The following is a 26,173-nucleotide window of genomic DNA, read 5'->3' as shown; positions in this document are numbered from 1 at the left end:
CACCGAGACCACCGAGACCGCCGAGGAAAGGCCGGTCGTCGGGGGTGCGATGGGGAAGGCTCTCGGATGCAAGGGTGAGAGATTGCGTTTCGTTGGTTGTTAGTGTGCTTGTTATTCATGCCCTGCGATTGCTCTCGTGTCGTTCTTCCGGTGGCTTATTGTCAGTGGTTTCGGTGGTCTCGGTGGTCTCGGTGGTCTCGGTGGTCTCGGTGTCTGGAACAGGTTGCCCTGAATCGTAGTCGCTAGGATCACCGGATGTGATCGAGCAGCAAAAAAAGCGGGACGTCTTTCGACGCCCCGCTCTTTTTGCTGCAACCTCGTCCGGCCTCCCGAAGAGACCGGACTCAGCTGGTGTTGCTTTACTCGTTCGTTCCCGGCGGGATGACAATCGCATCGCTGCCGACCGTCACGATGACGAAATCATCGCGGCGGTTACGCTGCCAGCAGTCTTCGTTGCTCTCGGTGCAGACAGGGCGCTCTTCACCGTAGCTGACGAGGTCGAAGCGACCAGCATCAACACCCTTCTCGACCAGGTAACGTCTGGCGGAGGCGGCACGACGCTGACCGAGGGCCAGGTTGTACTCATCCGAACCGCGCTCATCGGCGTTGCCTTCGATCCTGATACGCATACCCGGGTTGGCCTGCAGCCACGGGACCTTGCGATCCAGTGTTGCGGCCGCATCGGAGCGGATGTCGGACTTATCGAAGTCGAAGTAGATCGGGGCCGTAATTGCAGCGGTGTCAACCATCGCCATAACCGGAGCCGGCGCTATGCAGGCAGGATCCGTGGCCGTGATACCACCAAGACCCGCGTACGGGCACATTGCAACTGGTGGCGGTGGCGGCAGCGGAGCTACGCACTGCGGGCTGGACGCGGGGATGTTTTCCAGGCCAGCGTAAGTGCACATCGCTTCGCGGCGAGCACCGCCAACCAGAAGGCTCAGTCCAGCGCGGCCGCTCAGGTTGAGGTTCTCGGTGTCCTTCATGTAATCCGCGATACCGTCGATACGAAGCGCGATACGGTTTGCAAGGCCGAAACGAACGCCGGCCAGTCCGCTCACGCCGTAGTTGAACGTGAACTGACGCTCGGAATTCGTCTGTCCGGCTGCGGGGCCGCTGGCTTCCTGACTGTAATTCGTGCGAACTGCACCAAGACCGAGAATGAACTGCGAGCGTGAAGCGATCGGAATGTTGTAGTTCATTCTGAGCGCGAACGCCGAGTAGTTGATCGGGTTCTGGTTGCCGGTCAGGCCTGTTTCTCTATCGGCCTGAATGTAGGCGCCGTCGCCTTCGAGCTCGAAGCGGGGATCGGAGAGGAACACACCGATGCGGCCGCCACCACCGACTGAACCGTTAGGATCGCCGGGAGCTTCGTCGTTGAAATAAGTGTACTGCGCGAATGCACCAATCTCGAGCATTCCCGGGAGGGCCCACTCGGTTCCAAGTTCATCCCACATCACGTACGGTGCATAAGGCGCCATGGACATGCCGCTGCCCATGCTGCTTCCCATGCCGAACAGTGATCCGATGTCGGGACGGAACTCGAGGCCTGCCTGAGCCCGGAGATTCGTGTGCGACTCGTAGGTCTGATTGGCCCGACTGGCGCTGCCGCCGACAATGCCGCCGTTCGGCATGTAGTCGGCGATGCCGTCTACACGAACTGAAAAAGCACCCAGGCCGAATGTGAAGCCGACGTTGCCTTCGACGCCGTAGTTGTAGCCACGACGATTCGAGCGGATGTCGGTCAGCTCCTGACCCTGTGGTTCGTCGGGCTCATATCCGGCGTAGGAGGAGATGACGCCACCGGCGCCAACGTGAAACGCAGCAAGTCCCGCAAAGGGGAAGCTGTAACGGACACGTGCCGAGACCGGACCATACCAGATCTTGCTATCCTGGCGCTGGCCAGCGCCCCTCTGCTGCGGACGGGTGTACGAGTTTTCGGCTTCGAGATTCCAGTTCGGAGCGAAGAACGCACCAATGCGTCCGCCAACGCCGATCTCGTTCTCGAGCTGAAGAGCATCGTCAAACTTCGTGTACTGCCCAAAACCGCCCAACAACAGCGTTCCGGGCTGCTGTGCTGCGGCCGTTCCGCCGAAGAGCAAGGCCGTCATTCCACAGACGGTCAAACTTCTTCTCAACATAAGAAATACCCCTTTGAATGGTGGATACAGCTTCTACAACCGGGACGAATAACGCGGTGCCCTCAGGCAGGATGCATGCCGGTGAGCGGGCGGGCCACTCAAGCGGCTCCGTTATCCCGCCGCGAAACTTATGCGACTTTTTGTCATCGCGCCAGCTATTTGCCATGAACATGGGCATCCAGCAATGTTAGAGGCGCCCCATCGTAAACATATGAGGCCTAACGATTTCGGCATTTTACAGGTACCGGCGTCAACCAATTGACGCCTGCAAAATCAAAGCCATGCCTGCCTGCGAGAGCGCGTTTTAGCGTCCGTGCTCGCAGCACCTCGCGATTGGCCCAGGAATCAGTCTTCCCGAGGCAGCCGGCGCCACCACCCCGCGCGGTGCCGCCAGCGAGGCTCGACCAGCGCCTCGCGCAATGCTTGTTTCATCTCCGCCGCATCGGTGAATCTGGCGTCTGCAGTCGGCGCAAGCGCACGGTTCACCCAGCCTGACAATATCGGAGGAACCTCCGAAAGGTCTATCCGGCCCGCTAACTGGCGCGCGGCGATCATGTTCGGCTCGCCATCCCCGAACGGAGTGTGACCCGAAACTGCGAACACCACAATGCCCGCGAGCGCGAACAGATCGACGCTCGCGCTCTGTGGTTCCCCGAGAAGCTGCTCGGGTGCGGCAAACGCCGGTGTGCCCGTGTTACCCGCTACATCTTCGCCGGTGATGTTTGCTATTCCAAAATCCGTGATTCGCCACCTGCGGTACCGATCGATGAGAATGTTCTCGGGTTTCAGATCACGATGGATGATCCCGATAGAGTGCGCAGCGCCGAGTCCATCGAGCACCAACTCCACATGCGGGGCAATTTCCTCGATCGCCTGAGCACCATTGCGGGCGACCAGATTCGCGACAGAGCCTTCTTCAGCAAGTTCCATCGTGTACCACGAAAGGTCTCCGCGACCGTCCCAGTCATAGATCGGGACGATAGCGGGATGGGCCAGCTGCGCCGCAAGTTTTGCTTCGCGCCAGAACGCGGCGACAGCACGCGCATCGGTTGCAACGCGCGGATGCAGAACTTTCAATGCGACTTCACGTTCGAGCGAAAGATCGCGCGCGCGCCACACGTGTCCGAAGCTCCCCGAACCAAGTGATGAAAGCACTTCGTAATCATCTCCCAGCGCCCACCGGACTCTCGCTTCCTCCGACGTATGCGCGCGGCCGGAATCAAAATCGGGGTCGGGTACGGGCACGACGATGCTTCCGCGGCTGGCGTATCCACGGTCAGCGACTCGCAGGAAGGCAGCGATGGAAGGAAATCGCTCTTCCGGATCGGGCAACAGGGCCCGGTCCAGCGCCGTTGCCACACTGGCCGGACATTCCGGCCGAAGCCAGCTGACGGGGGGAATATCCGCCGAAGGTGGCTGCTCCCCGGTGAGCGCAGCAAAACAGGTCGCAGCAAGCTGCCACTGGTCGGTCGCGGGCGTGGGTGTCCATGTTGCACCTACCCACTCAGGAGGGACTGACCTCTGCACGCTGTCCACCCCGCCACCCACGTCGTGAAGCGTCGGCGAAATTCCCGCGGGCAAATCACCGCGGGGGATTGCCCATTGCCATTCCAGCAACCAGAGCCGTCCAGTTGGCGAAACCCAGATCGTGTCGGGAGTAAGTGCACCGTGTGACGTTCCGCTGTCATGCAGATATGACAACGTCGAACCGGCGCCGCGCAGGATCTGCAACACGTACGGGATCTCGGCTGCATGAAGCCGCGCAAGATGCGCTCGTGCGGATTCACCCGTCACCCATCGTCGCAGGTAGGCCGGTCCACGCCTGGCATCCCGTTCCCCCGCCCAGTAGTGATACGTGGTGGGAATCGCCGGATGATTGCGGTGGGCGAGATGCCGCGCTTCCGACATGAGCCAGTCCTCGTGCCCGCGGTCTGGTACAGTCACGAGAGAAAGGGATCGACCAAATCCGTCGATTACCTGCTGGTAGTGCCGCCGGTCGCCACTCAACCCCCGGGCTCCCCACTGCCATCCAGCAGGCAGTTGCCAACCGGCAATATGATTCGGCAACGCCGAAGGCTGACGCCCCGCGGGCGGCGTGCGTCGCGGACTGCTCACAGCGCGGCCTTTTGTAGCGTGATAGTTACGCGTGTGCCGCTGTTCACTTCGCTCGCAATATCGATAGTTGCCCCCCATGACTCGAGCAGTCGTCGGCTGATTGCAAGACCCAGCCCGCTGCCCGCCGTGCGCGTGGAAAAATGAGGCTCAAATACGCGAGGGAGAGAGGCCAGCGAAATTCCCGAGCCGTCATCGGAAACTTCAATGCAGAGCGTGCGCGTGCGCTCTGTGAGAACAACGGTAACGTTGCGCGCCCGCGCCAGCCGGGCGTTCTCGAAAACGTTCAGCAGAACTTCGCGTAGCTCATCGGTCCTTGCCTCGCCAAACACTGCTCCCTCCGCACCTTGCAGCGTCCACGATACATCTCCAATGCCGATTTTTTCGAGCCCAACGGCGCTGCGAAGAATCGCCGCGACATCGACGCACTCAGCGGCCGGCAGATCTGCGGGAGCACTTCCGTACCGGCTGAAAGCCCGGGCGATCTCGTCAAGACGGTCTATCTCCGACAGTATGCGTGTCACGTTCTCGTCCAGCACCCGGTCAAAATCGACTCGGTTATCAAGCCGCGCGCGTCGGAGATGCTGCACACCAAGCCGGATCGGGGTGAGAGGATTCTTGATTTCATGCGCGACCTGGCGTGCCATTTCGCCCCAAGCCAGAACTCGCTCCGCGCGTGCGACTTCGATTCGGCTCAACTCAAGGTCGCGCGCAAGTCTTTTGGCAGCGATGCCACTGAGCCAGAGCGCCGCAAGCCCGCCGGCGGCGGTGGCGAACAGGACCAGCATCGTGAGGTCACCCCGCCGTCGATCCAGTACCAGCTCGTCACCGCGCGCCGGAGCGGCGATAACGTATAGCTGGTTCAACCCCCCCGCGACAGCACGATATCCCCACAACGATTTTTCACTGCCGATTGACTGCTGCCACGAAGCATCGAGCTCACCGCCCCTCGCGATACTCCGATGCACCGGCCCGGGAAGCGTGAGACCAACAGGAGCAATCTGCTCGTATAATGGGTCGCTGCTGCTCTGCAACAATCCGCCCGCGTATGCAAACAAAGGCGTGCCGCCTACCCGCTCTGACGGGGAGCTGACCTGATAACGAGCAGACGCAGCGCTCAGCGTTTCTCGAACGAGCAGCTCCCGCACCTCACGGTCATCGGTTCGAAGCCGCCGATACGACCATGCACCAAACGCGATTGCAGGAACGACAAAGAACATGAATAGCGCCAGCGTCAACCGGCCACGGTAACTGTAAATCCACTTCCACGCCCGTCCGCGGACCCATCGGATGAACCCGCCCTCCGCCATCGCTCCCAGCGCCCACAGCAAGCCGGCGACCGCAATATTCAGTATCACCGTCAGACACGCACGCACGAACCTCGCGGGAACTGATCGCAGGTCGACCTCCGCTCGCGCACGGAGGGGACCACGGGAGGTTTTGATAAGCTGATCCCCCTGCCACTCGTCGCCGATCCTCCTCCACCTGACGACATCTTCCTGATCTGCCATCTGCATGGGAACCGGATCGATTGTCAGCGTATACGGCGCATCATTCTGGCCGCTATGCGCGAGGCCGAGTAACGCTGCAAACGGGTCGCTCGCAACCAGACGGGTTTTTGGCGACACGACCGCCGTGGTCACACCCCCCAGTGAATGCGGCGCAGCAAGAATCACCTGACGACCTGTAGGGCCGAGCGATTGGGCGATCACAGACACCTTTGTAAGCATCGCCTGTCCCACGGCCGCAACAACAGTGGTTTGGTTGTACAGCAAAGGCGCAATGTCGAGTTGTGCCGTCTGAACCGCAGACGAGCTCCAGGCGGCAAGCGACACCTGGAGTGCGGCCGGTGCGAGATCGGAATCGGCATAACGTTTGAGCAGGTCGGCTCGAGTGCCGGGCGAGTCAAAACCAGAGAGTTCGTCGCCGAACCGGCGCAGGAGATTCGCGGCTTCTCCATCCGCCTGCTGTAACCCCGCGATATCGCGCGTCGCGAGCGTCAGTCGCTGTCGGGTGGTGGTCTGCCAGACAATGAGGACTGCGACTGTGCCGGCAATCAGTGCCACAACCGATGCAACGCCAAGGTGCACCGTCGGCGCCTGCCCGCGCGCGAGCCGACCCAGCCACCACGCCGCAAGCCAGAACGAAAAAAGCAGGAGGAAAACCGGAATCTCCCAGATGAGCCACAGAAACGGGGTCGTACCGGTGGGAGTAAGAGCGACACCCGATGATGCGCTGACGCCCGCCAGAATTCCGATAGCAGCGAGTGCAACCGCCGTCACTGCCGCGAGGCCCCGCGGCAGCCGGATGCGCCGGGAGCGTATCAGCGCGAACGTCGTCAACGCGGCGATGATGCTCGACATCAGGACCGCACCCGCACTGGCCGTAAACGGGCCACCGTTGCGCAGGAAGTAATACGCGGGATCGAATGCGCGACTGACGTTGGAAAAGTTGTTCCAGGGCACCACGGCGATCATCACTGCCGCCACCGAAAGCGCAAAGATTCTCGTCCCGAGATGCCTTCGGTCTGTCCAGCACATCGCGAGAAACACCGCGAACGCCAGTCCGAGAAAAAGGGACCCGCGTGCCTGTAGCTTCGCCCTGCGGTCGAATTGCAGCACTTCCGGGGGTAAGGGCGTCGCGTCAACCCTGAGGAGCGGAGATCCCCGGCCGTCCCGGACAACTTCACCGGCCGCCACGTCCGACGCTCTGCCGAGGGAAAACGACTCGACCTGGTCGCGACCGTCGATGGACGCGTCCAGAGGCCGGCTCAGAACGTTCGCAGGCGGCTCGGCATGCAAGAGAGCAGTGGCCACAACACGCCGGCGCCCTCTGGTTACAGAAAAATTGAGAGCGGTATAAAACGCAGTCGAGGTAACGCTGGCGCCGTGGCTCGCTATCCTTGGATCGGTACGAAACTTTCCCGACCATGCGATGGGGACGCCGTTGTCGATGATGACGATTCCCCTTTCAGAATCAGCCGGCCCCGATGCCAGAAAATCAAACGCCGCGTCGGGGGATGCCGGGGCGCGGAGGGCCCTCAGCGCCACCTGGCGAATGTCTCGCTCTGCGCGCGCAATGCCTGTACGCAGCTGCTCGATCGCCATGGCACGCCGGCGCGCATCGACGCCCTGGAAATCCTGCGTCGCCGAAGAACTGCTGGCGCGGCTCCATTCACTGGCATAAGGTATGGAAGGGTCACGCAGCCAGAACGCCAGCAGCAGGATTGCGATTCCGACCGCAATGATGAAAACCCGCCCCCTCGGACTGTCCGTCACCACCTAATTCCGCTCCCGGTGCATGAAGCCAATATCACCACTTCCATCCCGCGGATCTGACAATCTGCATACTCCGACCGCCCCGCACGCTCCGCTAGTGCCCCTTCCGCAAAAGGCTCCGCTCCGTATCAAGGAGCTGATTCCGATGCAGATCGAGGCCGTCATCGCGGAAGATCCTCGGCTGATCATTCCAGTGGGCACGTGCGAGCAGCACGGGCCGCACCTTCCGCTCGGAGTCGCCACGATAATTGTCGAGCACCTCGCCGACGACCTTTCGGCCGAATATGGTGTGTTGCGCGCTCCTACCATCGAATACGGTGTCAACGTTGACACTGAAAGAGGGTTCATCGGAAATGCGTCCGTGCGCAAGAAGACTCTGCATCGATCCCTGAACGATTTGCTCGATTCATGGGAAGCGACGGGTTTCAGGGAGTTCATCCTGCTAACGGCGCACGGACATGATCCACATCAGGAAGCTTTGGCAACCGTCATCACTGCGGGGGCCCGCGTGCGCGTAGTGGATATCTTTGCTGTCAATCTTTCGGAATTGCTGGAAGGACAAATTGAAGCCATGCATGGCGACGAAGTGGATACGTCGATCATGATGTACCTGGCGCCTCACATGGTACACCATGAGCTCGCCAGGGACTACATGATGTCGCGGGAGGAGCTGCGGCGATACCGTCGGGGGACACTTAAGGTGCCCGGAGCCAGCGCGGGCTCGATCGGCCGCCCGTCCCTGGCGTCGGCAGAAAAAGGACGTGTGCTATACGAGCGCATCCGCTCCAGAATCAGCGACCGCATCTTCCTCGCACCGGCGCTGGCAGAGTGATGATTGTACTGAAACCGCGATTCACCCGCATTCGTATGGCCCCTTGACTCAACCACACAAATACCATGCAAAAACGCTTGTACTTCCTGCTGGCATTCATCGGACCGGCACTGGCCGGCGCACAGACACCTGCTGCGCCGCCAGCCACCCGTGCGACACTCACGCTGGCGGAAGCAGTCACTCTGGCGCGGCGGAATAACCCTGCACATCTGTCGACCATGAACAATCGCCGCGGTGCGGATGCGGCCGTTCGAAGCGCGTTCGGACAGTTGCTCCCGAGCGCGGACGCGAGCCTGAACGCACAGCGACAACAAGGCGGCCGCCAGATATTCAACGGCGGCAGTTTCGGTGCCAGCTCGGACGTGAATCAATCATCGTATCAGATCGGCGTTGGCTATCGACTAAACCGCGCCTCGCTGATAACCCCGAAGCTTCAGCGGGCAAATCGCGACGCAGTAGAGGCCGACATCACCGGCAGCCAGGAAGTGCTGCGAGGCCAGGTAACTCAGCAGTACCTCTCTGTGCTGCAGGCGCAGGACCGCGCTGATCTGCAGGACACGCTCCTGATCTCCACGCGCAACCAGGTGGTACTGGCGCAGGCGCGAGCGCTCGTTGGTTCGGGCACGGCCCTCGACGTACAACGGGCCGAGATCTCACTGGGTCAGCAGCAGGTGCAGGTGCTTCAGACACGGAATCAGATCGAGATCGAGAAGCTGAGACTGTTTCAGCTGCTGGGAGTGGAACAACCGTCGGACGTTGTTCTTACCAGCGAGTTTACGGTAACCATGGATCCCCCGCCGCTCGCTGAGCTTCTCGCGTCCGCGCGCGAGGCCAATCCGGTTGTGCTCGCATTGCGCTCTCGCGAGAGGGTCGCCGAACTCAACGTCAAGCGGGCCCGGGGCGAGTACTCGCCGACGCTGTTCATCAACACCGGTATCTCGGGCTACACCTACTCCTACGCCAATCCGAACTTTCTCATCAACCAGGCGCGGGGCGGAGCGGCCGAACAACGCGCATCGTGTATTCGCGCCGAGGAAGTCAGGGCGGCGTTGAACCTTCCAAACAATCTCGCGATGTGTGGCGCCATCGATTTCTCGGATGCCCAGGCAAGCGCGATGCGTCGCGAGAACAGCCAGTTTCCATTCCGTTTTCAGCCTTCGCCAAAGTCACTTTCCGCAAGTGTCTCACTCCCGTTGTTCGACGGTTTTGCACGTGAGCAGCGGGTGCAGGAAGCGCAGGCCGCGAGTTTTGACGCCCGCTACGGAGTGAGAGCTCGCGAGCTGGCAATTACCGCCGATGTCACCGCTGCGTACCTGACGCTCACCACCGCCGCAAAAACTGCTGCCCTTCAGGCGCAGAACTCGGCAAAGGCGAGACTTGAGCTCAAGTTCACGCAGGACCGTTATCGCAGCGGCGCAGTGAACTTCGTCGACGTCACTGACTCCCGTGCAGCGTACGAACGCGCGGAAAGCGACCGAATCAATGCGATCTTCGACTACCACAAGGCGTACGCAGCGCTCGAGAGCGCCGTCGGCCGTCCACTCAGATAAAGGAAGACAATGTCAAAGCGTAAAAAGTGGGGAGTCATTGGCGTCGTAGTGCTGATTGTCTCGGTCATTGGTGCCACAACTGCGGCAAAAGGCCGTAACAAGGCGACTGAAGTGAGAATCGAGGCGGTGGAAAAGCGCGACCTCGTGGCATCGGTCACTGCGAGCGGACAGGTGCAGCCGCACAACAAGGTGGACCTGAGCGCCGACATTACTGGCCGCGTGGTACGTCTGGCGGTGAGAGAGGGAGATGTGGTCACGAAAGGCCAGTTCCTTCTTGAAATCGACCCATCTCAGTATCGTGCGGCGGCAGAGCGCGCCGCAGCCGCGGTTGCCTCCAGCCGGTCGCAGGCCGCTACTGCCAGCCCTGGACTTGTTCAGGCGCGCCGTAACTACAATCGGATGCTTGAGCTCAAGAAGGCAAACCCCACCCTCGTATCGGATGAACAGGTGGAGCAGCTGAAAACCCAGGTCGAAGTGTCGCAGGCCCAGCTCGAGTCGGCGAACAACGGGATCGCACAGGCCCAGGCATCGTTCCGCGATGCACAAAGTCTCCTTGGCAAGACGACAATCGTCGCTCCAATGAGCGGCAAGGTGACGCGCCTGAATGTGCGCGAAGGCGAGACCGCAATCATGGGCACGCTCAACAAGGATGCGGCAACACTGCTCACAATCAGCGACATGAGCCTCCTCGAGACCAAGGTCAAGGTCGACGAGACCGATGTTTCGCGTATCCAGATCGGCGACTCGACCGTAATTCAGATCGATGCGTTCCCTGACACTACATTCGTCGGCCGCGTATCGGAGATTTCGAACAGCTCTATCAAGGCGGGTCTGGGCGGCGGCGGCAGCCCGGCTGATCAGGCGATCGATTATGAGGTCACCATTCAACTCATCAATACGCCGCCGGCGACAAGGCCTGACTTTTCGGCGACGGCCAAAATCATCACCGACACCCGCAACAGCGTGTTGTCGATACCGATCATCGCGCTCACCGTCCGCGAGGACTCCACCGCGAAGGCCGACACGGCGGGCATAACGCTGGCGAAGGCGGCACCGACGAAACAGGTCGGCAAACGCGACATCGAGGGCGTTTTTGTTGTTGCTGCCGACAACAAAGTGACGTTCCGCCCCGTAAAGGTGGGTATTGCCGGCGAGAAGTTCTTCGAAGTGATCAGCGGTCTGAAGAGCGGTGATCGCATCGTCGGCGGAACGTACCAGGCCATCCGCGATCTCAAGGATGGCAACCGGGTCAAAGAGAGCAAGCCGGATGATGGAAAGAAAGTACCGGCTGCAAAATCCTGATGAATACAACTGAAGAAGTACCGCTTAGCGTCACCGCCGAGCGCGAGGCCGTAACCCGGCGGGCAGGCGCGGCGCCGGAAAAAGACTGGGTTATCGTGACGCGCGGTCTCAAGCGCGAGTACGACATGGGGGGTGAAATCGTGCGCGCCCTGCGTGGTGTCGACGTCGCCATCCGCCGCAATGAATACGTTGCCATCATGGGTCCGTCGGGTTCCGGCAAGTCGACACTCATGAATCTGATCGGATGCCTCGACACACCCGACGCGGGCGAATACTGGCTGAGCGGCACCCTCGTGTCGTCCATGGCGGACGACGAGCTGGCGCGGGTGCGGAACAGGGAGATCGGATTCGTCTTCCAGACCTTCAACCTTCTGCCGCGTGCAACCGCGTTGCATAACGTCGAGCTTCCGCTCGTGTATGCAGGTGTTCCATCTGACGAAAGGCGCAGGCGCGCGAAGGAAGCCCTCGAGCGCGTACAGCTTGGCGACCGCATCACACACCGCCCCAACGAGCTCTCCGGGGGTCAAAGGCAGCGCGTAGCGATTGCGCGGGCACTCGTCAACGAACCCGCGATTCTGCTTGCCGACGAGCCCACCGGTAATCTCGACTCGACCACGTCGGAAGAGATCATGCGCGTGTTCGAGGGACTGGCGTCGCAGGGCCAGACGGTGATCATGGTCACTCACGAGCCGGACATCGCAGCGCATGCAAGGCGTGTGATCGTGTTACGTGACGGTCTCGTCGAGAGCGACGACCGCCGCGAGCGCTTCGCTGAGAAACAGGCGGCGCCGGTCCCATGCCCCTCGGTTGTGAAATAGTGCCCTTCATCGACGCTGTCAGGCTGGCACTGGCGCAGCTTCGTGTGCAAAAGCTCAAGAGTTTCTTCACCCTCCTTGGCGTCACCATCGGCGTCATGTTTCTCATTGCCGTAGTGTCGATCGTCGAAGGCATGAGCAGCTACATGGAGCACGATTTCGTCGGCAAGCTGGTGGGCGTAAACACCGTCACTCTGCGCACCCGGCCGGAGATCGGCGGTGATGTGAGCGAGTCCCAATGGCGGGAGATGCAGCGGTGGCCGCGCATCCTCATCAGCGACGTCGAACCTGTAATCAGCGCGCTGCCCGCTGGGACAATGTGGTCAGCCGAAGGCTACGATAACGTCCCGATGTCTTCGCAATGGTCGCGTCCGCAATCGCTCCAGGCGAGCGCAGTGGAAGGGGATTATTTCAAGATTCGTGAGATGAACGTCGCATCCGGCCGCCTGCTGTCGGTTCAGGAGATGGCGCTCGGCTCGACGGTGGTTGTGATCGGAGAAGAGATTGCGGAGCGCTTTTTCCCCAGACTCAATCCGCTCGGACGCTCGCTCAAGGTGGGCGGACTGCCGTATCAGGTTGTAGGCGTCGCGGAGTCGCAGGGGAGCATTTTCGGATTCTCCCTGGATCGCTTCGTCATTGCGCCATACAAGTCGCCGCTGCGCCATCACGTCAATCGTCCGAATGTGATCGATGCCGTAAAGATCAAGGTGCCTGGCGACGCCGACATGATCGAGGTTCAGGAGTCAATCCGGCAGACCATGCGCGGCAGGCATGGTCTGCGGCCTTCACAGCCTGACAATTTCGCGATCGAAACCTCGGAGTCGGCACTCAGCTTCTGGACGAGTATCAAGTCCAAGCTGGTACTTGCGGGGGTGGTCCTCCCCGCAATCGGGCTTGTCGTCGGCGCTATCGTCATCATGAACATCATGCTCGTCGCTGTCGCTGAACGAACGCGTGAGATCGGCATTCGAAAAGCACTCGGCGCCCGTCGCAGAGATATCATGTCGCAGTTCCTGGTGGAGGCGGCGACACTCAGCACCGTCGGCGCAGCCATCGGTATCGCGATCGGCATTTTTCTGTCTCAGCTGATTGCTGCCGTGTCACCGCTGCCGGCGACGATTGCTCCATGGTCGATCGTTGCGGGTGTCATTGTCGGCGCGGGCGTTGGAATCGTCGCGGGCATTTACCCGGCAAGTCGCGCGTCCAAGCTCGATCCCATCCTCGCGCTGAGGTCTGACTGATGGGTTTCTCCTCCTGGCTGTTCAATCTCACCGAAGGGGTGGGGATCGCGTTTGATGCCATCCGCGCAAACAAGGTCAGAGCCGCGCTCACGATTCTCGGCGTTGCTGTCGGTGTTTTCGTGGTCGTGACCTTGTCCGCCGCCGTACACGGCATCAACACCAGCGTCGCCAAGGATCTCGAGTCGGCAGGCCCCACCAGCTTTTTTGTTTTCCGGCGGCCGGTGAGCCTCAGCGAAATGTGTGACGGTACCGAAAACACCTGCCCGTCGCGCCGAAACCCGCCGATCACGCTGACTGAAGCAGAGGCAGTCGCGCGCCTCCCGGAGATCAAGGCGGTGACGAGCCACATTGGATGGAATGCCACCTACAAGTACAAGGACAAGGAAATTTCGCAGGGTGGGCTCGATGCCTACAGCGCCGGCTGGCTGCAGGCCGACGGTGGCGATATCGTGTCCGGCCGGAACTTCACGTACGCCGAGAACACCGCCGGCGCCCGGGTGATTGTTATCAACGACAAGATGGCGGAAAGGCTTTTCAAGGATTCCGACCCGCTGGACAAGTTCATCGATGTCACTGGCATTCCCTTCAAGGTCATCGGAATACACCACAATACCGGCAGCTTCCTGGGCAAACCGAGCTCGTCGGCCGCGGGCAACGATCCAAAGGCGATGATTCCGCTCGAGACCGGGCGCCGCCAGCTCGGCATGCAGCTGCGACGTCTGGATCTCACGATAAGGCCGCATGAATCGGTTCAGCGCGACCAGGCGATCGATGCGGTCACTTCCACGCTTCGCGGTCAGCGTGGCCTCAAGCCGAGCGCCCCTGACAACTTCGCGATCATGACTTCGGACGGGTTGCTTGCGATCTATGACGGCTTCTTTGGAGTGTTCTTCATCGTCATGATTGCATTGTCCGCCGTAGGCCTGCTTGTGGGCGGGGTTGGGGTAATTGCGATCATGATGATCAGCGTGACGGAGCGGACACGCGAGATTGGCGTGCGCAAGGCGCTCGGTGCCACCCGACGGACGATTCTTTGGCAGTTTCTTGTAGAGGCCGCGACGCTTACCTGTGTAGGCGCGAGCATCGGATTGATCGCGGGTTCTGCGGTGGCGTTTCTCATCAACCGGTTCACGCCGGTGCCAGCATCGACCCCGCCGATGGCAATCGTCGCTGCCCTGGCGGTGAGCGCCTTTACTGGTATCGTCTTCGGCATGCTGCCGGCGGCAAAGGCTTCCCGGCTCGATCCAGTCGAGGCGCTGCGTTACGAGTGACGAAGCGGGCCGCGATTGCGGCTTCCCTGTTGTAGCGTCAGATCGGCTTCCATCTTTGGGCAATGCGATTCACCGATGTGATCCTCGCCGCGATCGGTGAAATTCGAGCTAACAAACTGAGATCGTTTTTTACCCTCCTCGGCATCATCGTTTCGGTCACATTCCTCGTCGCTGTGGTCGCCATCATCCAGGGCATGAACGCGTATGTGACTGAGAATCTGGCGGGCGCTCTGATCGGCCAGAATTCGTTTCAGGTCCGGCGCTCGCCGTTGCAGGTAGGGTTATTCGATGACGAGGAGTACCGGCGCATCCAGAAACGGCCGCGGATTACCGAGGATGATGCAAAAGCCGTCATCGACGCCGTGCCAAACGCAGTGGCCGTCAGCCTTCAGTCCGGATGGCCTACGCCAATGGCTGACGTTGCCTGGAGTGACCGCACCCTTGGCGACGTTGCCGTGTTTGGCGTCACTGCTCCCTACCAGGTAGTTCAGGATTACTCATTCGCCAGCGGTCGTCCGCTTTCCGACCTCGACGTTCGCGAGCGGCGCCCGGTTGCAGTCGTCGGTGCAGATGTCGCCGAAAAGCTGTTTGAGCAGACAAACCCGGTTGGCCGGGATATCCGCATCCACGGCTCTCACTTTACCGTAATAGGCGTGGTTGCCAGGAAGGGGCGCGTGCTGGGACAATCCTTCGATGGCTTTGCGCTGCTACCACTCACCACGTTTGAATCGCTCTACGGCCGCCGGAAGACAACGACGGTATCGGTGAAAATGGCTTCCGCTGACGACGTTGCCGGGGGGATGGCACTGGCGGATGGCGCCATGCGTATGGCTCACCGACTGCGGCCCGGACAGGAGAGCGACTACACGATCGAAACCGCCGACGCTCTCGTCGCTTTCTGGCGAAACCTCACGCGGATTCTGTTTGCCGTCATTCCAGCAATGGTTGCCATCGGCATCGTTGTCGGAGGAATTGTCATAATGAATATCATGTTGATGTCGGTGAGCGAGCGCACGCGCGAGATCGGCGTTCGAAAAGCGCTTGGTGCAACGCGCCGCGATATCAGGCGCCAGTTTCTGGCGGAGGCAATCGTGCTCGCGACGGCGGGTGGCTTGATGGGCGTCGCCGCTGGGTGGGGGTTGGCAACGCTGATTGCGTTTGCGTCGCCGTTGCCGGCTCGCATCAGCACTTGGTCGGTTTCACTCGCGCTCGCGCTGGGTGCCGGCGTGGGGGTGATATTCGGCGTCTATCCGGCCTCGCGTGCGGCGAGGCTCGATCCTATCGCAGCCCTTCGCGCCGAGTGATGATCGCTCTGAATATTCGCAGCAATGTAGTCGTCGCGCTCGACACCCTCCGCGCCAACACGCTGAGATCGGGACTGACAATTCTCGGCGTCGTAATCGGCGTCGCCACCGTGATGATGATGGCCGCGATCGTCCAGGGGATCAAGGACCAGATAGTTCGAACGCTCGAAATTGCCGGACCGACGACCTTCTATGTGGTGAAGGCGTTTTCCCAGACGCCGGTCGATCCGAATAATCTGCCGGCGTACATCCGTATCCGGCCAGACCTGTCCGATGCCGAAGCGCAGCGCATCCGCGAGCTGCCTGAAGTAGCGTATTCCGCAATCTGGGGTCAGGCGCAGGGGCGTTTAGAATACAAAGGTGAGCGCACTCAGAATCTCATGATTCAGGGGGCCGACGAAGGATTCGTCGAGATTCAGGGCGGTGACCTCGTTGACGGACGATGGTTCACACGGCCGGAACTTGGCAGTGGCGCCGCGGTGGCGGTACTCGAGGAGGATGCGGCGCGGAAAGTATTCGGACGCGAGAATCCTGTCGGCAAATCGCTCCGTGTGGGAGGACGTCCGGCGCAGGTGATCGGCATTTACCAGAAAGCAGGCAACATTTTCGAGCCGCCCGGCCAGAACATCGGTGCAATCATTCCTTATCAGATGCTCGATCACCAGTTCCAGCTCGACAAGACGAACGCGGTGTTCATCCCGGTAAAGCCCAGGAAAGGAGTGACCGCCGCCCGCGCCCACGAAGCGGTGACGATCGCGCTGCGGGAGATGCGCCGGCTGAGGCCCGCTGACCTCAACAGTTTCGACCTGATCACTCAGGATCAGATTCTCGACACGTTCAACAAGATCACCGGGGTATTTTTTCTGGTCATGATCGTGCTTTCCAGTGTCGGCCTGATGGTCGGCGGAATCGGCGTGATGGCGATCATGATGGTGTCGGTCACTAATCGCACGCGTGAGATTGGCGTTCGCAAAGCGCTGGGCGCGACGCAGCGTGAGATACTGCTGCAGTTCCTCGTCGAGGCGGCCACGCTCACGGGTATCGGAGGGATTATCGGGATCGTCGTCGGGCTGTCGCTCGGGAAGCTGGTGACCGCGTTCATGGGCATCGACGCAGGAGTTCCAGTTACGCTTACCGTCGTCGCGGTAACGGTGTCGGTGGGAATCGGCATCGTCTTTGGCATGGTACCGGCGAGGCGGGCAGCACGTCTCGATCCAATCGAGGCATTGCGGCACGAGTAGCTCGCGTTCTCCACCACTCGAGTAAAGCACATGCTGGCCGCGACAAGTGAAGCGCGTCCATTCCGCCCCCGCTATATTCGCTCGCATGCCAAAGGTAGACATCCTCGCGATCGGTCCGCACCGGGATGACGTCGAGCTGACCTGCGGAGGCACGCTCATTCGCGCGGCGATGCTCGGACGGCGGACGGCAATCATCGATCTCACAGCCGGAGAGTTGGGAACCCGTGGATCCGCTGAGATTCGTGGAGAGGAAGCATCGAAGGCTGCGGAAATTCTGGGAGTAACTGCTCGTGAAAACCTCGGTCTACCGGACGCCGGCATCGTCAACTCTCCGGAGACGAGAGCACTGCTGGCAGTTGCCATCAGGCGATTCGCTCCGGCCGTCGTAATCGCTCCGTCGGTCAATGGCCGGCATCCGGACCATGCGGCGACGGCGGCGCTCGTCAGGGACGCCTGCTTCATCGCCGGGCTCCAGAAAATCGAGCCGGACACTCCGGCGCACCGTCCAAGGAAGGTCGTGCATTCACTGGCTTACCGCGAAGACTCCGTCAAACCCACTTTTGTCGTCGACATCACGGATGCATTCGAACGAAAACTGGAGGCTATCAAGTGTTATTCCTCACAGTTCGATGACGCCGTTCAGGCGGGTGAAGTATATCCGAACGGCGAACCCCTCTACGACATCATCCGGCATCAGGCAGCGCACTACGGGTCTCTGATCCGGACAAAGTATGGTGAACCGTTTTTCACCAGCGAGACAATGCGCTGCGACGACATTGCCGCACTCGAGGTGTCTACGTTTTGAGCGAATCAGAAGTCACCTACGGGTCATATCTCGCCCTGGATGAGCTGCTATCGCTTCAGCGCCTTCGGTCCAGCCCGGAGCATCCCGATGAGTTGTTGTTCATCGTCGTTCACCAGGCGAGCGAGTTGTGGTTCAAGTTGATACTGCACGAGTTGAGCGGTCTCAACGACCGGTTCGATGCGAACGATACCCTTGGAGGATTGACATCCATCAGGAGAGTGAACGCGCTCGTTCGCATCGTCACGTCGCAGCTCTCAGCGCTGGAAACGCTGCCGCCACAACACTTCGCCCAGTTTCGCGGATACCTTGGCACTTCCAGCGGGTCACAGAGCGGGCAGTTTCGGGCAATCGAGGCTGTGTCTGGCCTGCGCGATCCACATTTCATCCAGGTTCTGGAAGACCACGGTGGCATTCCGCCAATCGTCCAGCGCGCACTTGAGCGGCCGCCGCTTCAGACGCAATTCATCAATCTGATCACCGCCAGCGGGGCAACACTGGCGGACATCTACGCCGACGAGCAACATCGTCCCATGCAGATGCTCGCAGAAGGCCTGCTGGAGTATGAACAGGGGTTCGCAATGTGGCGGTTTCTTCACGTCCAGCTTGTCGAACGGATCATCGGCCCTGATGTCGGAGGTACCGGGGGAACACTTGGCGCGCGGTATCTGCAGCGTACCATATCGCAGAAATTCTTCCCCGATCTCTGGGCGATTCGCGGCGGTTTTTACAAGGGTTAGCTCGCTGCCGGTGCCGAGTCTCGCCCCTTCACCGCCGCCGGTTTAGCTTTTTTAGCATGAGTGCCCCGCGGATATATCTCGACCATGCAGCTACGACACCGGTGCGACGCGAGGTTGCGGAAGCAATGCAGCCTTTCTTTGGTGCATGTTTTGGTAATCCCTCGAGCTCCCACCACTGGGGTCGCGAAGCCCGCGTCGCGCTCGACGAGGCGCGCGAACGCGTGGCTGGCTGCCTGGGTGCGCATGCAGATGAGATATGCTTTACATCCGGCGGAACCGAAGGCGGCAACCTCGCGATTCTTGGCGCGTGGCGCTTGCGTCGCCCAGAGGGACGAAACGCAATTGCAACGACGCCGATCGAACACAAGGCGATCCTCGGCGCCGCGCATCAGGCTGTGCGCGAGGGCGCGGAAGAGCGGTTCGTTGCTGTTGACCAGAACGGTGTAGTCAGCGATGCGTCGTTTGATGCGGCCGTCCGCGATGACGTTGCCATCTGTTCAGTGATGTGGGTCAACAACGAAACCGGCACCATTCAGCCGATCGCGCGACTTGCCGACCGTGCTGCCGGGAGGGGAACGCTCATGCACACCGACGCGGTCCAGGCATTCGGGAAGGTGTCGATCGATTCCCGGACTCAACGATTCGATGTGCTGTCGATATCCGGTCACAAGATTGGTGCGCCCAAGGGGATTGGTGCCGTTTTCATACGGCGTAGCACCAAACTCGAGCCGCTGATGCACGGTGGCCTTCAGAATCGCGGCCGGCGACCGGGGACTGAGAACGTTGCCTTCGCCGTCGGTCTTGCTGAAGCGGCCGAAATCACTCTTGCCGAACAGGAAAGCGAAAGTGCGCGACTTCTGGCAATGCGTGACGCGCTCGAACGGGCCATCCTGGAACGCATACCCGACGCCGTCATTCACGGGCGGAACGCTGATCGCGCGCACCATATCGTAAGCGTGTCGGTCCCCGGCACTGACAGCGAGTCGCTGCTCATGGCGCTCGACCTCCAGGGCATCGCCGCATCTGGCGGATCTGCCTGTCAGAGCGGAAGTATCTCGCCTTCGCATGTGTTGCTTGCAATGGGGGTGCAGCCAGGCCTGGCCGGTGCGGCCATACGGATGAGCCTTGGCGCACTGACCACTGATGCGTGCGTCGCTCGCGTCGCGGAAGTGTTTCCCGCCCTTGTCGACAAGGCGCGGCGCGTGTCTGGGAGTGGACAATGAGCGATCGCGTTCTTGTGGCAATGTCGGGCGGCGTCGATTCGTCGGTGGCTGCTGCGCTGCTCGTCGCGCAGGGGTACGATGTCGTTGGCGCGACCATGAAGCTCTTCTGCCATGGGGAAGACGTCCCCGACCGGCCGTGCTGTTCTCTCGATTCAGTCAATGATGCGCGCCGGGTGTGCGAGAAGCTCGGCGTGCCTCATTACGTCATCAATCTCGAGACAAAGTTCGGTCATGACGTGATCGATGATTTTGTCGACGAGTACGCCCGCGGTCGCACCCCCATTCCATGCGTCCGCTGTAACACGTTTACGAAGTTTCGCGATCTTGTGAAAAAAGCAGACGCAATCGACGCTCGGTGGATTGCCACTGGCCATTACGCCCGGGTCGGTAATGGCGTCCTGAGCCGAGGGCGCGACGACAACAAGGACCAGACCTATTTCCTTTGGGGAATCGATCGCGCGGTTCTCTCGCGAATGCTTTTGCCAATTGGGGAGTCGACAAAGGCCGAAACGCGCGAGCTTGCCAGAACGCTCGGGTTATCACTCGTAGCCGACAAGCCGGAGAGCCAGGAAATCTGTTTTGTTCCCGATGGCGACTACGTTCGCATTCTGCGTGAGAAGCTCGGTGACGATGCTCCAGCGCTGACCCGCGGGCCGGTAGTGACTTCCGATGGCCGTCAGGTTGGCGAGCACGACGGCTTCGCGCGCTACACCGTCGGCCAGCGCCGCGGTCTGCCCGGCGGCTTCCGCATTCCGATGTATGTTATTGCGATCCGGCCCGCCGACCGCGCTGTGGTTATCGGACCGCGCGACGAGCTTCTGGGTCGCGGAATAATCGCGCGGCAGGTGAACTGGCTCGTCGATGAGCCACCCTGCGGGTCATCCGTTCTCGTACGCGTGCGGCATCGCGCATCGCTCGCAGCAGGGGTGCTCATCAGAGCGGGGACAGACGAAATCGAGATTGCCCTCGAGGAGGCGGTGTCTGCTATTTCGCCAGGCCAGTCAGTAGTGCTTTACGACGGCGAACGCGTGCTGGGGGGCGCTTTCATCGAAGCTGTGCCAGGTAATGTGCGCTTTCGCTCACCCTTGCCCATTCTCGCTGCCTGATCCGGAAGCACTGCTCCTCTGTTCAATTGCCCCTGTAGACCAGAAAGGGATTGAGCGGCGTGCCCTTCCACCATTCCTTCACGTTATCGCTCCGGGTAATCGCGAAGTGCAGATGGGGACCAGCCGGCTGCGCATTGCCGGTGGTGCCGACGAACCCGATGACATCGCCACGTTTCACAATCGCTCCTTCGGCGAGACCCGGGCGATATGAGTCAAGATGCCCGTAAAGAAAGATGTAGCGGCTCGTCACATCGGTTGCGTACACGGTGAGGCCGCCCGCCTTGCTGTTGTGCAGCTTGAGAATCCTGCCATCAGTTGTCGCGACCACGGGCGTGTTCCGCGCGGCCATGATGTCGATGGCATTGTGACGGCGCGTTTGCCCGCGGGCATCATCGAAGCTGTCGACAAGCTTTTCTTTTGCGATGCCCGTGACGGGAATTACCGGAGATTTGGCGCGAAGCGCGGCGACGTCGGATGGTACGACGGCGGGAAATGATGATCCTGCGGTGCCGGGCGTGGAAAGCGCAGCGGGTGGCGTTGGCGGCAGTCCGGTCCCGGGCGGCGCCATACCCGTTATCGATGCGACGCCAGAATTCGGAGATACCGCCGCGGTATCGGGGGAGACCGTCGTCAAGCTCTCTGCACGGGCGGTGGCCGCCGGACCCCCCGTGTCGACTACGATTGTCGTATCGCCACGGCGCGCGAGCGTGATGCCCGTCTCGCCCGTGTTCGGCTTCGTCGAGTAGACGAGACCAAGCAGGAAAGCGCCGGCGAATGTCGCGACGATGGCACGTTCTCCGGGATCCCTAATACTTCATGTCTCCGGCGGCGGCAAACTCTTTCATGATCCGCTCCTGTTCCTCGGAAAGTTTATCGGGCGCTTCGATCCTTACTTCGACGATGAGATCTCCCCTGAGGGTGCCCTTCTCTATTCCCTGACCACGCACCTTGAAACGCTTGCCCGAAGCCGTGCCAGGCGGAATGCGAACCAGCACCTGCTTGCCATCGAGAGATGTGACCTTGACCTTCGATCCCAGGGTGGCCTGCGCAATGTTGAGCGGCAACGGGGCAACCACATCCAGCCCTTCGCGTTGGAAGAACTTGTCCGCCTTGACGCTGAATGTGATCAGAAGATCGCCCGGGGGGCCGTTGCTCGAGCCTTTTCCGCCCTGGCCCTTCAATCTGATCTTGGATCCGGTGTCAATGCCGGCCGGTACGGAAATCAGCACTTTCTTGCGCGTGCGCACATCGCCGGCACCATTGCACGTCGGACAGCGCTGGGACGGAACCTGACCGCGGCCAAGGCAGAGCGGACACGGCCGGTTGACCGCAAACCCTCCCTGTCCAAACGAGACAACACCACGACCTGAACATTCAGGACAGACCCTCATCGTGGCACCCACAGCGCCCCCGTTGCCACGACACGTCGAGCATTCCTCGGTCACTTCGAGATCTATTGGCACCTTCGCACCGCGGGCGGCGGTACGAAATGGAATCTCCAGCTGGGTTTCGACGTTCTGCCCACGCTGCGGACCGGACGGCCTGGCCCCGCCACGCGCACCGCCGAAAATCGAACCAAAGAGATCACCCAGGCCGCCCAGCCCCCCAATATCGAAATCCTGGAAGTTCGGGTTGCCTGCACCCGGCGGAGCACCCGCCGTCCTGCTCGAGTACCCACCGCGCGGCGAGCCAGCGCCACCGAAGCCACTGAACGCACCGAGGCGGCGCATCTCATCATACTGTCTGCGCTTGGCGGCGTCGCCGAGAACGTTGTTAGCCTCCGAGATTTCCTTGAATCGCTCCGCTGCCTTGGGATCGTTGGCATTGGCATCGGGATGAAAACGTTTCGCGAGCTTGCGGTAGGCCTTTTTAACCTCGTCCTGCGAAGCGGTGGATGGCACGCCCATCACCGCATAGAAATCCTTTGTCTGAGCCATGAAACGACTGGCTCTTCAGCTCAGGCCGCTGTGCTGCCTGACCACTACGCGCGCGGGGCGAAGGAGCTGTCCCTTGAAAGTGTACCCAACCTGGAAAACCCGCGAAACAGTGCCGTCTTCGGCGTCAGTGGCTGCGGGGTCGGTGCTGACGGCCTCGTGCATGGCCGGGTCGAATAGCTCGCCAACGGGATTGACCGTGTCGAGCCCAGCACTCCGAAGTGACTTGGCGAGCTTTTTCTCAACCATTTCAACCCCTTCGACCAACATCGCGGCATCGGTGGTGACTGGATCGACGTGCGCGAAACGGGCGATGTCGTCGAGGGGATCGAGAATTGTCTTGACGAGATCCGCCTGCCCTCTTGCCTCGGATTCGATCATGCCCTTCATCATCCGCTTGCGGAAATTGTCGAACTCGGCGACAAGTCTCAGGTTCTTGTCTCGCTCGAGCGTCAGATCGCGCTGAAGCTGCGACAGGAGATCATCGCCCGCATCGTCAGTTGCCACAGCTTCACCGACGCCCTGCATGACTTCTTCGCCAAGCAGAACTTCACCGTCGGCGAACGTGTCGGTCAGCGCGTCGGTGTCACTGTCCTCAGCTCGTCCGTCTCTCATGTCGCGTCTGTTCCTGGCCATTTCTCAATTTAACCTGTTTTCAGTGCATGCCGAACCGTTTCCAGCGCGGCCTGCGCCGCACGCTGGCGAATTTCCTCGCGGCTTCCGAACGATTGCCTGCAGTACGACTGCACTGTCGGCCCGTCGACAGCAATCCAGATGGTTCCGACCGGCTTTTCCGGAGACCCCCCGCCGGGTCCTGCTACCCCGGTTATGGCAATCCCGATTTCGGCCGCGAATCGCAACCGGACTTCTCTGGCCATCGTCCTGGCCACTGCCTCACTCACCGCACCATGCCTGGCGAGATCCTCATCGCGTACGCCCAGCAGCTCAGTTTTCACCGAGTTATCGTACGCGATCACGCCGCCAACGAAGACGTCACTGGACCCGGGTATCGACGTAATCCGCGCACCAAGCATGCCGCCCGTGCAACTCTCGGCGACAGCGATTCGCAGTCCTTTCTCGCGACAGAGATCGAGAACGACCGCCGCCAGGTCTGTGTCATCAACTCCATACACGTACTGTCCGACTGCCGCGCGAAGTTTCAATGCTCCGGCACTCAGCGCACTCTCTGCCGCATCTGCGTCGAGGTCGCGACTCGTCAGCCGCAGATCGACGCCTTCGACGCCCGGGAGAAAAGCCAGCGCGAGTCCATCCACGCCCCTCCCCAGCGCGCCAAGCTTATCGGCAAGTGTCGATTCGGCGACACCGGTCGTTCGAAGTGTACGCGATTGAATCACCGACGGCGTGCGCCCTTCGAGCGCCGCAGCGCGTTCGCGCACTCGTGGCAACAACTCGGTGCGCAGCATCTCCCGCATCTCCCGCGGAACACCAGGCAACATCGCCGTCCACAACCCGCGATCATCCTCGAGCCAGATGCCCGGCGCCGTGCCATGATGGTTGGTAAGGATGGCGGCCCCCTCGGGAACCATTGCCTGAACAAGATTCGACTCTGGCATGTCGCCGTCTCTTCTCAACAGCGCCCACCGCTCCCTCAGCCGCCGCACCAGCCCGTCGTTGAGCGTCAGCCTCCGTCCGAAGAGCGCAGCAATCGAAGCCTTCGTCAAGTCGTCACTGGTCGGGCCAAGTCCGCCGGTGGTTACGACGGCCCCCGTCCGCCCGAGGGCATCGCTAACCGCAGAAACAATCATATCGGCGGTGTCACCCACCGTCGTACGGCGGACGATTTCAACGCCGACAGCCGCCAGCTCGCGCGCGACGTGCGCCGCGTTGGTGTCGATCGTGAAGCCGAGAAGCAGCTCGTCGCCAATCGTGACGATTTCTATCCGCACGTTCAGACGGCGAGTACGTGGTGGTACCGCTTCATGTACAGGAACAGCGAGTACAGCGTGAGAATCAGGGCCGCGATCATTGTCACCGTGCCGACAGACCCGTTGAAATAAGCGAATGCCCGCCATTGATCGCCATCCCAGCCCCTGGCCGCGGCAAGGCTTGCCGCGAAAAACCAGAAATACGCCGCTCCCACCCACACCGACTGAAATCCTGTTTTCCATTTGGCTGGCCCGATCGCCGAGATCACGACTCCGCGCCGGGCGGCAAGGTGACGGAAAGCAGTCATGAACAGTTCTCTTCCCACTACGATCGCGACGATCCACCAGGGAAGACCAACGATGCCAACCGGCGTAAGAAAGGGAAAGCCATGCGCTGAGCGAAGTGCTTCCTGCGTGGGTGCCAGTGGGTCGCCGGCAGGCGACATCAGGATGAACATTGGAATCAGTGTTGCGAACAGCAGCAGTTTGTCGGCGAGCGGATCGAGGAGGCTGCCGAGGTCCGTTACGAGATTCCGTGTGCGCGCGAGCTTGCCATCGTAATAGTCGGATACGGCAGCAACGATGTAGATCACGAATGCCGCGAGTCTGACCGCTGGCGATGTAATGAACGGCAAAACCGCAATCAGCGGCGCTACGAGAATCCTGCCGACCGTGAGCGCGTTCGGAAGGTTCAGCTGGCTCGGTCGGCTCAGGCGAGCTCCTTTAGCACCAGCTTGCTGACGGCCTTGAGCGTGTCGAATACTCCATCTCCCTCGATCGCGATGCCCTCAAAATAGGAGACACGCTCGACCCAGTCGCCCCCCGGCAGCTGATCGACGAGGTTTTCCTCCGAATGGTAGGGATCGGGAATGATCCTCGCCTTTGCCGGTTCCGCCGGTTCCCACCCCGGATTCAGTGCCGACTGGAGCTCGCCGACCGGCGCCGCATTCGGCAGGTCACGCTTGTTGTATTGAATGACGAATGGCATTCGGGTGAGGTCGTATCCGTATTCTGCCACGTTGTCATAAAGATTCTGCATCGACTCGAGATTGGCCTCCATCCGCTCGACCTGCGAATCGGCGACAAAGACAATTCCATCGACGTTCTTCAGAATCAGCTTGCGGCTGGCGTTGTAGTAGACCTGACCGGGCACTGTGTGGAGATGGAATCGCGTGTTGAAGCCGCGGATTGTCCCGAGGTCGACGGGGAGAAAATCGAAGAACAGCGTGCGTTCTGTCTCGGTAGCGAGCGAGATCAGCTTTCCCCGCGTATCCGGCTTTACCTTGCCGTATATATGCTCGAGATTCGTCGTCTTGCCACCAAGGCCCGGGCCGTAGTAGACGATCTTGCAATTGATCTCTCGCGCCGCGTAGTTGATCATCGACATGGCCGTTC

The 26,173-nt window shown here is 60.8% G+C and carries 21 protein-coding genes; 12 read left to right on the top strand and 9 right to left on the bottom strand.

Annotated features, from left to right (window positions below):
• Positions 1–359 precede the first annotated feature (359 nt).
• From pal to WKF55_08720, 3 genes are all read right to left on the bottom strand, one after another.
• A complete protein-coding gene (pal, locus tag WKF55_08730) occupies positions 360–2,111 on the bottom strand; it encodes a peptidoglycan-associated lipoprotein Pal (protein MEJ7759665.1) in 1,752 nt (583 codons plus the stop codon).
• Between the two features lie 375 nt (positions 2,112–2,486).
• A complete protein-coding gene (locus tag WKF55_08725) occupies positions 2,487–4,148 on the bottom strand; it encodes a serine/threonine-protein kinase (GenBank protein ID MEJ7759664.1) in 1,662 nt (553 codons plus the stop codon).
• Positions 4,149–4,252: 104 nt separating this feature from the next.
• Positions 4,253–7,531, bottom strand: a complete 3,279-nt coding sequence (locus tag WKF55_08720) for an ATP-binding protein (protein MEJ7759663.1) — start codon at positions 7,529–7,531, stop codon at positions 4,253–4,255.
• A gap of 22 nt (positions 7,532–7,553) precedes the next feature.
• Between WKF55_08720 and WKF55_08715 the strand changes: the two genes are divergently transcribed.
• The 12 genes from WKF55_08715 to mnmA all read left to right on the top strand — a co-directional run bounded on the left by WKF55_08715 (position 7,554) and on the right by mnmA (position 20,958).
• Complete coding sequence (locus WKF55_08715; GenBank protein ID MEJ7759662.1) at positions 7,554–8,363, top strand: creatininase family protein; 810 nt, start codon at positions 7,554–7,556, stop codon at positions 8,361–8,363.
• Between the two features lie 65 nt (positions 8,364–8,428).
• On the top strand, positions 8,429–9,913 hold the full coding sequence (locus tag WKF55_08710; protein ID MEJ7759661.1) for a TolC family protein: 1,485 nt from the start codon (positions 8,429–8,431) through the stop codon (positions 9,911–9,913).
• Between the two features lie 9 nt (positions 9,914–9,922).
• A complete protein-coding gene (locus WKF55_08705) occupies positions 9,923–11,215 on the top strand; it encodes an efflux RND transporter periplasmic adaptor subunit (GenBank protein MEJ7759660.1) in 1,293 nt (430 codons plus the stop codon).
• Complete coding sequence (locus WKF55_08700) at positions 11,215–12,033, top strand: ABC transporter ATP-binding protein (protein ID MEJ7759659.1); 819 nt, start codon at positions 11,215–11,217, stop codon at positions 12,031–12,033. Before WKF55_08705 ends, WKF55_08700 begins: the two co-directional genes overlap by 1 nt.
• The gene (locus tag WKF55_08695; GenBank protein ID MEJ7759658.1) at positions 12,012–13,271 is read left to right on the top strand and encodes an ABC transporter permease; all 1,260 of its coding nucleotides are present in this window, start codon (positions 12,012–12,014) and stop codon (positions 13,269–13,271) included. The genes WKF55_08700 and WKF55_08695 overlap by 22 nt, the downstream gene beginning before the upstream one ends.
• Positions 13,271–14,542, top strand: coding sequence for an ABC transporter permease (locus WKF55_08690; GenBank protein ID MEJ7759657.1), 1,272 nt, complete (start codon positions 13,271–13,273; stop codon positions 14,540–14,542). Before WKF55_08695 ends, WKF55_08690 begins: the two co-directional genes overlap by 1 nt.
• Positions 14,543–14,604: 62 nt before the next feature.
• Entirely contained in the window at positions 14,605–15,846 is a 1,242-nt protein-coding gene (locus WKF55_08685) for an ABC transporter permease (GenBank protein ID MEJ7759656.1), read from the top strand.
• Positions 15,846–17,087, top strand: a complete 1,242-nt coding sequence (locus WKF55_08680) for an ABC transporter permease (GenBank protein ID MEJ7759655.1) — start codon at positions 15,846–15,848, stop codon at positions 17,085–17,087. Before WKF55_08685 ends, WKF55_08680 begins: the two co-directional genes overlap by 1 nt.
• 85 nt (positions 17,088–17,172) lie before the next feature.
• Positions 17,173–17,892, top strand: a complete 720-nt coding sequence (bshB1, locus tag WKF55_08675) for a bacillithiol biosynthesis deacetylase BshB1 (protein MEJ7759654.1) — start codon at positions 17,173–17,175, stop codon at positions 17,890–17,892.
• Entirely contained in the window at positions 17,889–18,629 is a 741-nt protein-coding gene (locus tag WKF55_08670; protein ID MEJ7759653.1) for a tryptophan 2,3-dioxygenase family protein, read from the top strand. Before bshB1 ends, WKF55_08670 begins: the two co-directional genes overlap by 4 nt.
• Before the next feature lie 56 nt (positions 18,630–18,685).
• Complete coding sequence (locus tag WKF55_08665; GenBank protein ID MEJ7759652.1) at positions 18,686–19,852, top strand: cysteine desulfurase family protein; 1,167 nt, start codon at positions 18,686–18,688, stop codon at positions 19,850–19,852.
• Positions 19,849–20,958, top strand: coding sequence for a tRNA 2-thiouridine(34) synthase MnmA (gene mnmA / locus WKF55_08660; protein MEJ7759651.1), 1,110 nt, complete (start codon positions 19,849–19,851; stop codon positions 20,956–20,958). Before WKF55_08665 ends, mnmA begins: the two co-directional genes overlap by 4 nt.
• Positions 20,959–20,980: 22 nt before the next feature.
• On the opposite strand, the gene WKF55_08655 is transcribed toward mnmA, so the two are convergent.
• The 6 genes from WKF55_08655 to WKF55_08630 form a co-directional block, all read right to left on the bottom strand.
• A complete protein-coding gene (locus WKF55_08655; GenBank protein MEJ7759650.1) occupies positions 20,981–21,592 on the bottom strand; it encodes a M23 family metallopeptidase in 612 nt (203 codons plus the stop codon).
• A gap of 172 nt (positions 21,593–21,764) precedes the next feature.
• Positions 21,765–22,895 carry a J domain-containing protein gene (locus WKF55_08650; GenBank protein MEJ7759649.1) on the bottom strand — a complete coding sequence of 377 codons (1,131 nt, stop codon included), beginning with the start codon at positions 22,893–22,895 and terminating at the stop codon, positions 21,765–21,767.
• A gap of 15 nt (positions 22,896–22,910) precedes the next feature.
• On the bottom strand, positions 22,911–23,507 hold the full coding sequence (locus WKF55_08645) for a nucleotide exchange factor GrpE (protein ID MEJ7759648.1): 597 nt from the start codon (positions 23,505–23,507) through the stop codon (positions 22,911–22,913).
• A 29-nt stretch (positions 23,508–23,536) separates the two neighbouring features.
• Positions 23,537–24,799 (bottom strand): competence/damage-inducible protein A, encoded by a 1,263-nt coding sequence (locus tag WKF55_08640; protein ID MEJ7759647.1) that lies wholly within the window; start codon positions 24,797–24,799, stop codon positions 23,537–23,539.
• Positions 24,800–24,801: 2 nt separating this feature from the next.
• Complete coding sequence (locus WKF55_08635) at positions 24,802–25,473, bottom strand: CDP-alcohol phosphatidyltransferase family protein (protein MEJ7759646.1); 672 nt, start codon at positions 25,471–25,473, stop codon at positions 24,802–24,804.
• 14 nt (positions 25,474–25,487) lie between these two features.
• Positions 25,488–26,165, bottom strand: coding sequence for an ADP-ribosylation factor-like protein (locus tag WKF55_08630; protein MEJ7759645.1), 678 nt, complete (start codon positions 26,163–26,165; stop codon positions 25,488–25,490).
• Positions 26,166–26,173 lie beyond the last annotated feature (8 nt).

The organism is Gemmatimonadaceae bacterium (assembly GCA_037721215.1).
GTDB lineage: Bacteria > Gemmatimonadota > Gemmatimonadetes > Gemmatimonadales > Gemmatimonadaceae > UBA4720.
Note: the sequence above shows the minus strand (reverse complement) of the source record. Positions and strands in the feature narration are given on the sequence as shown.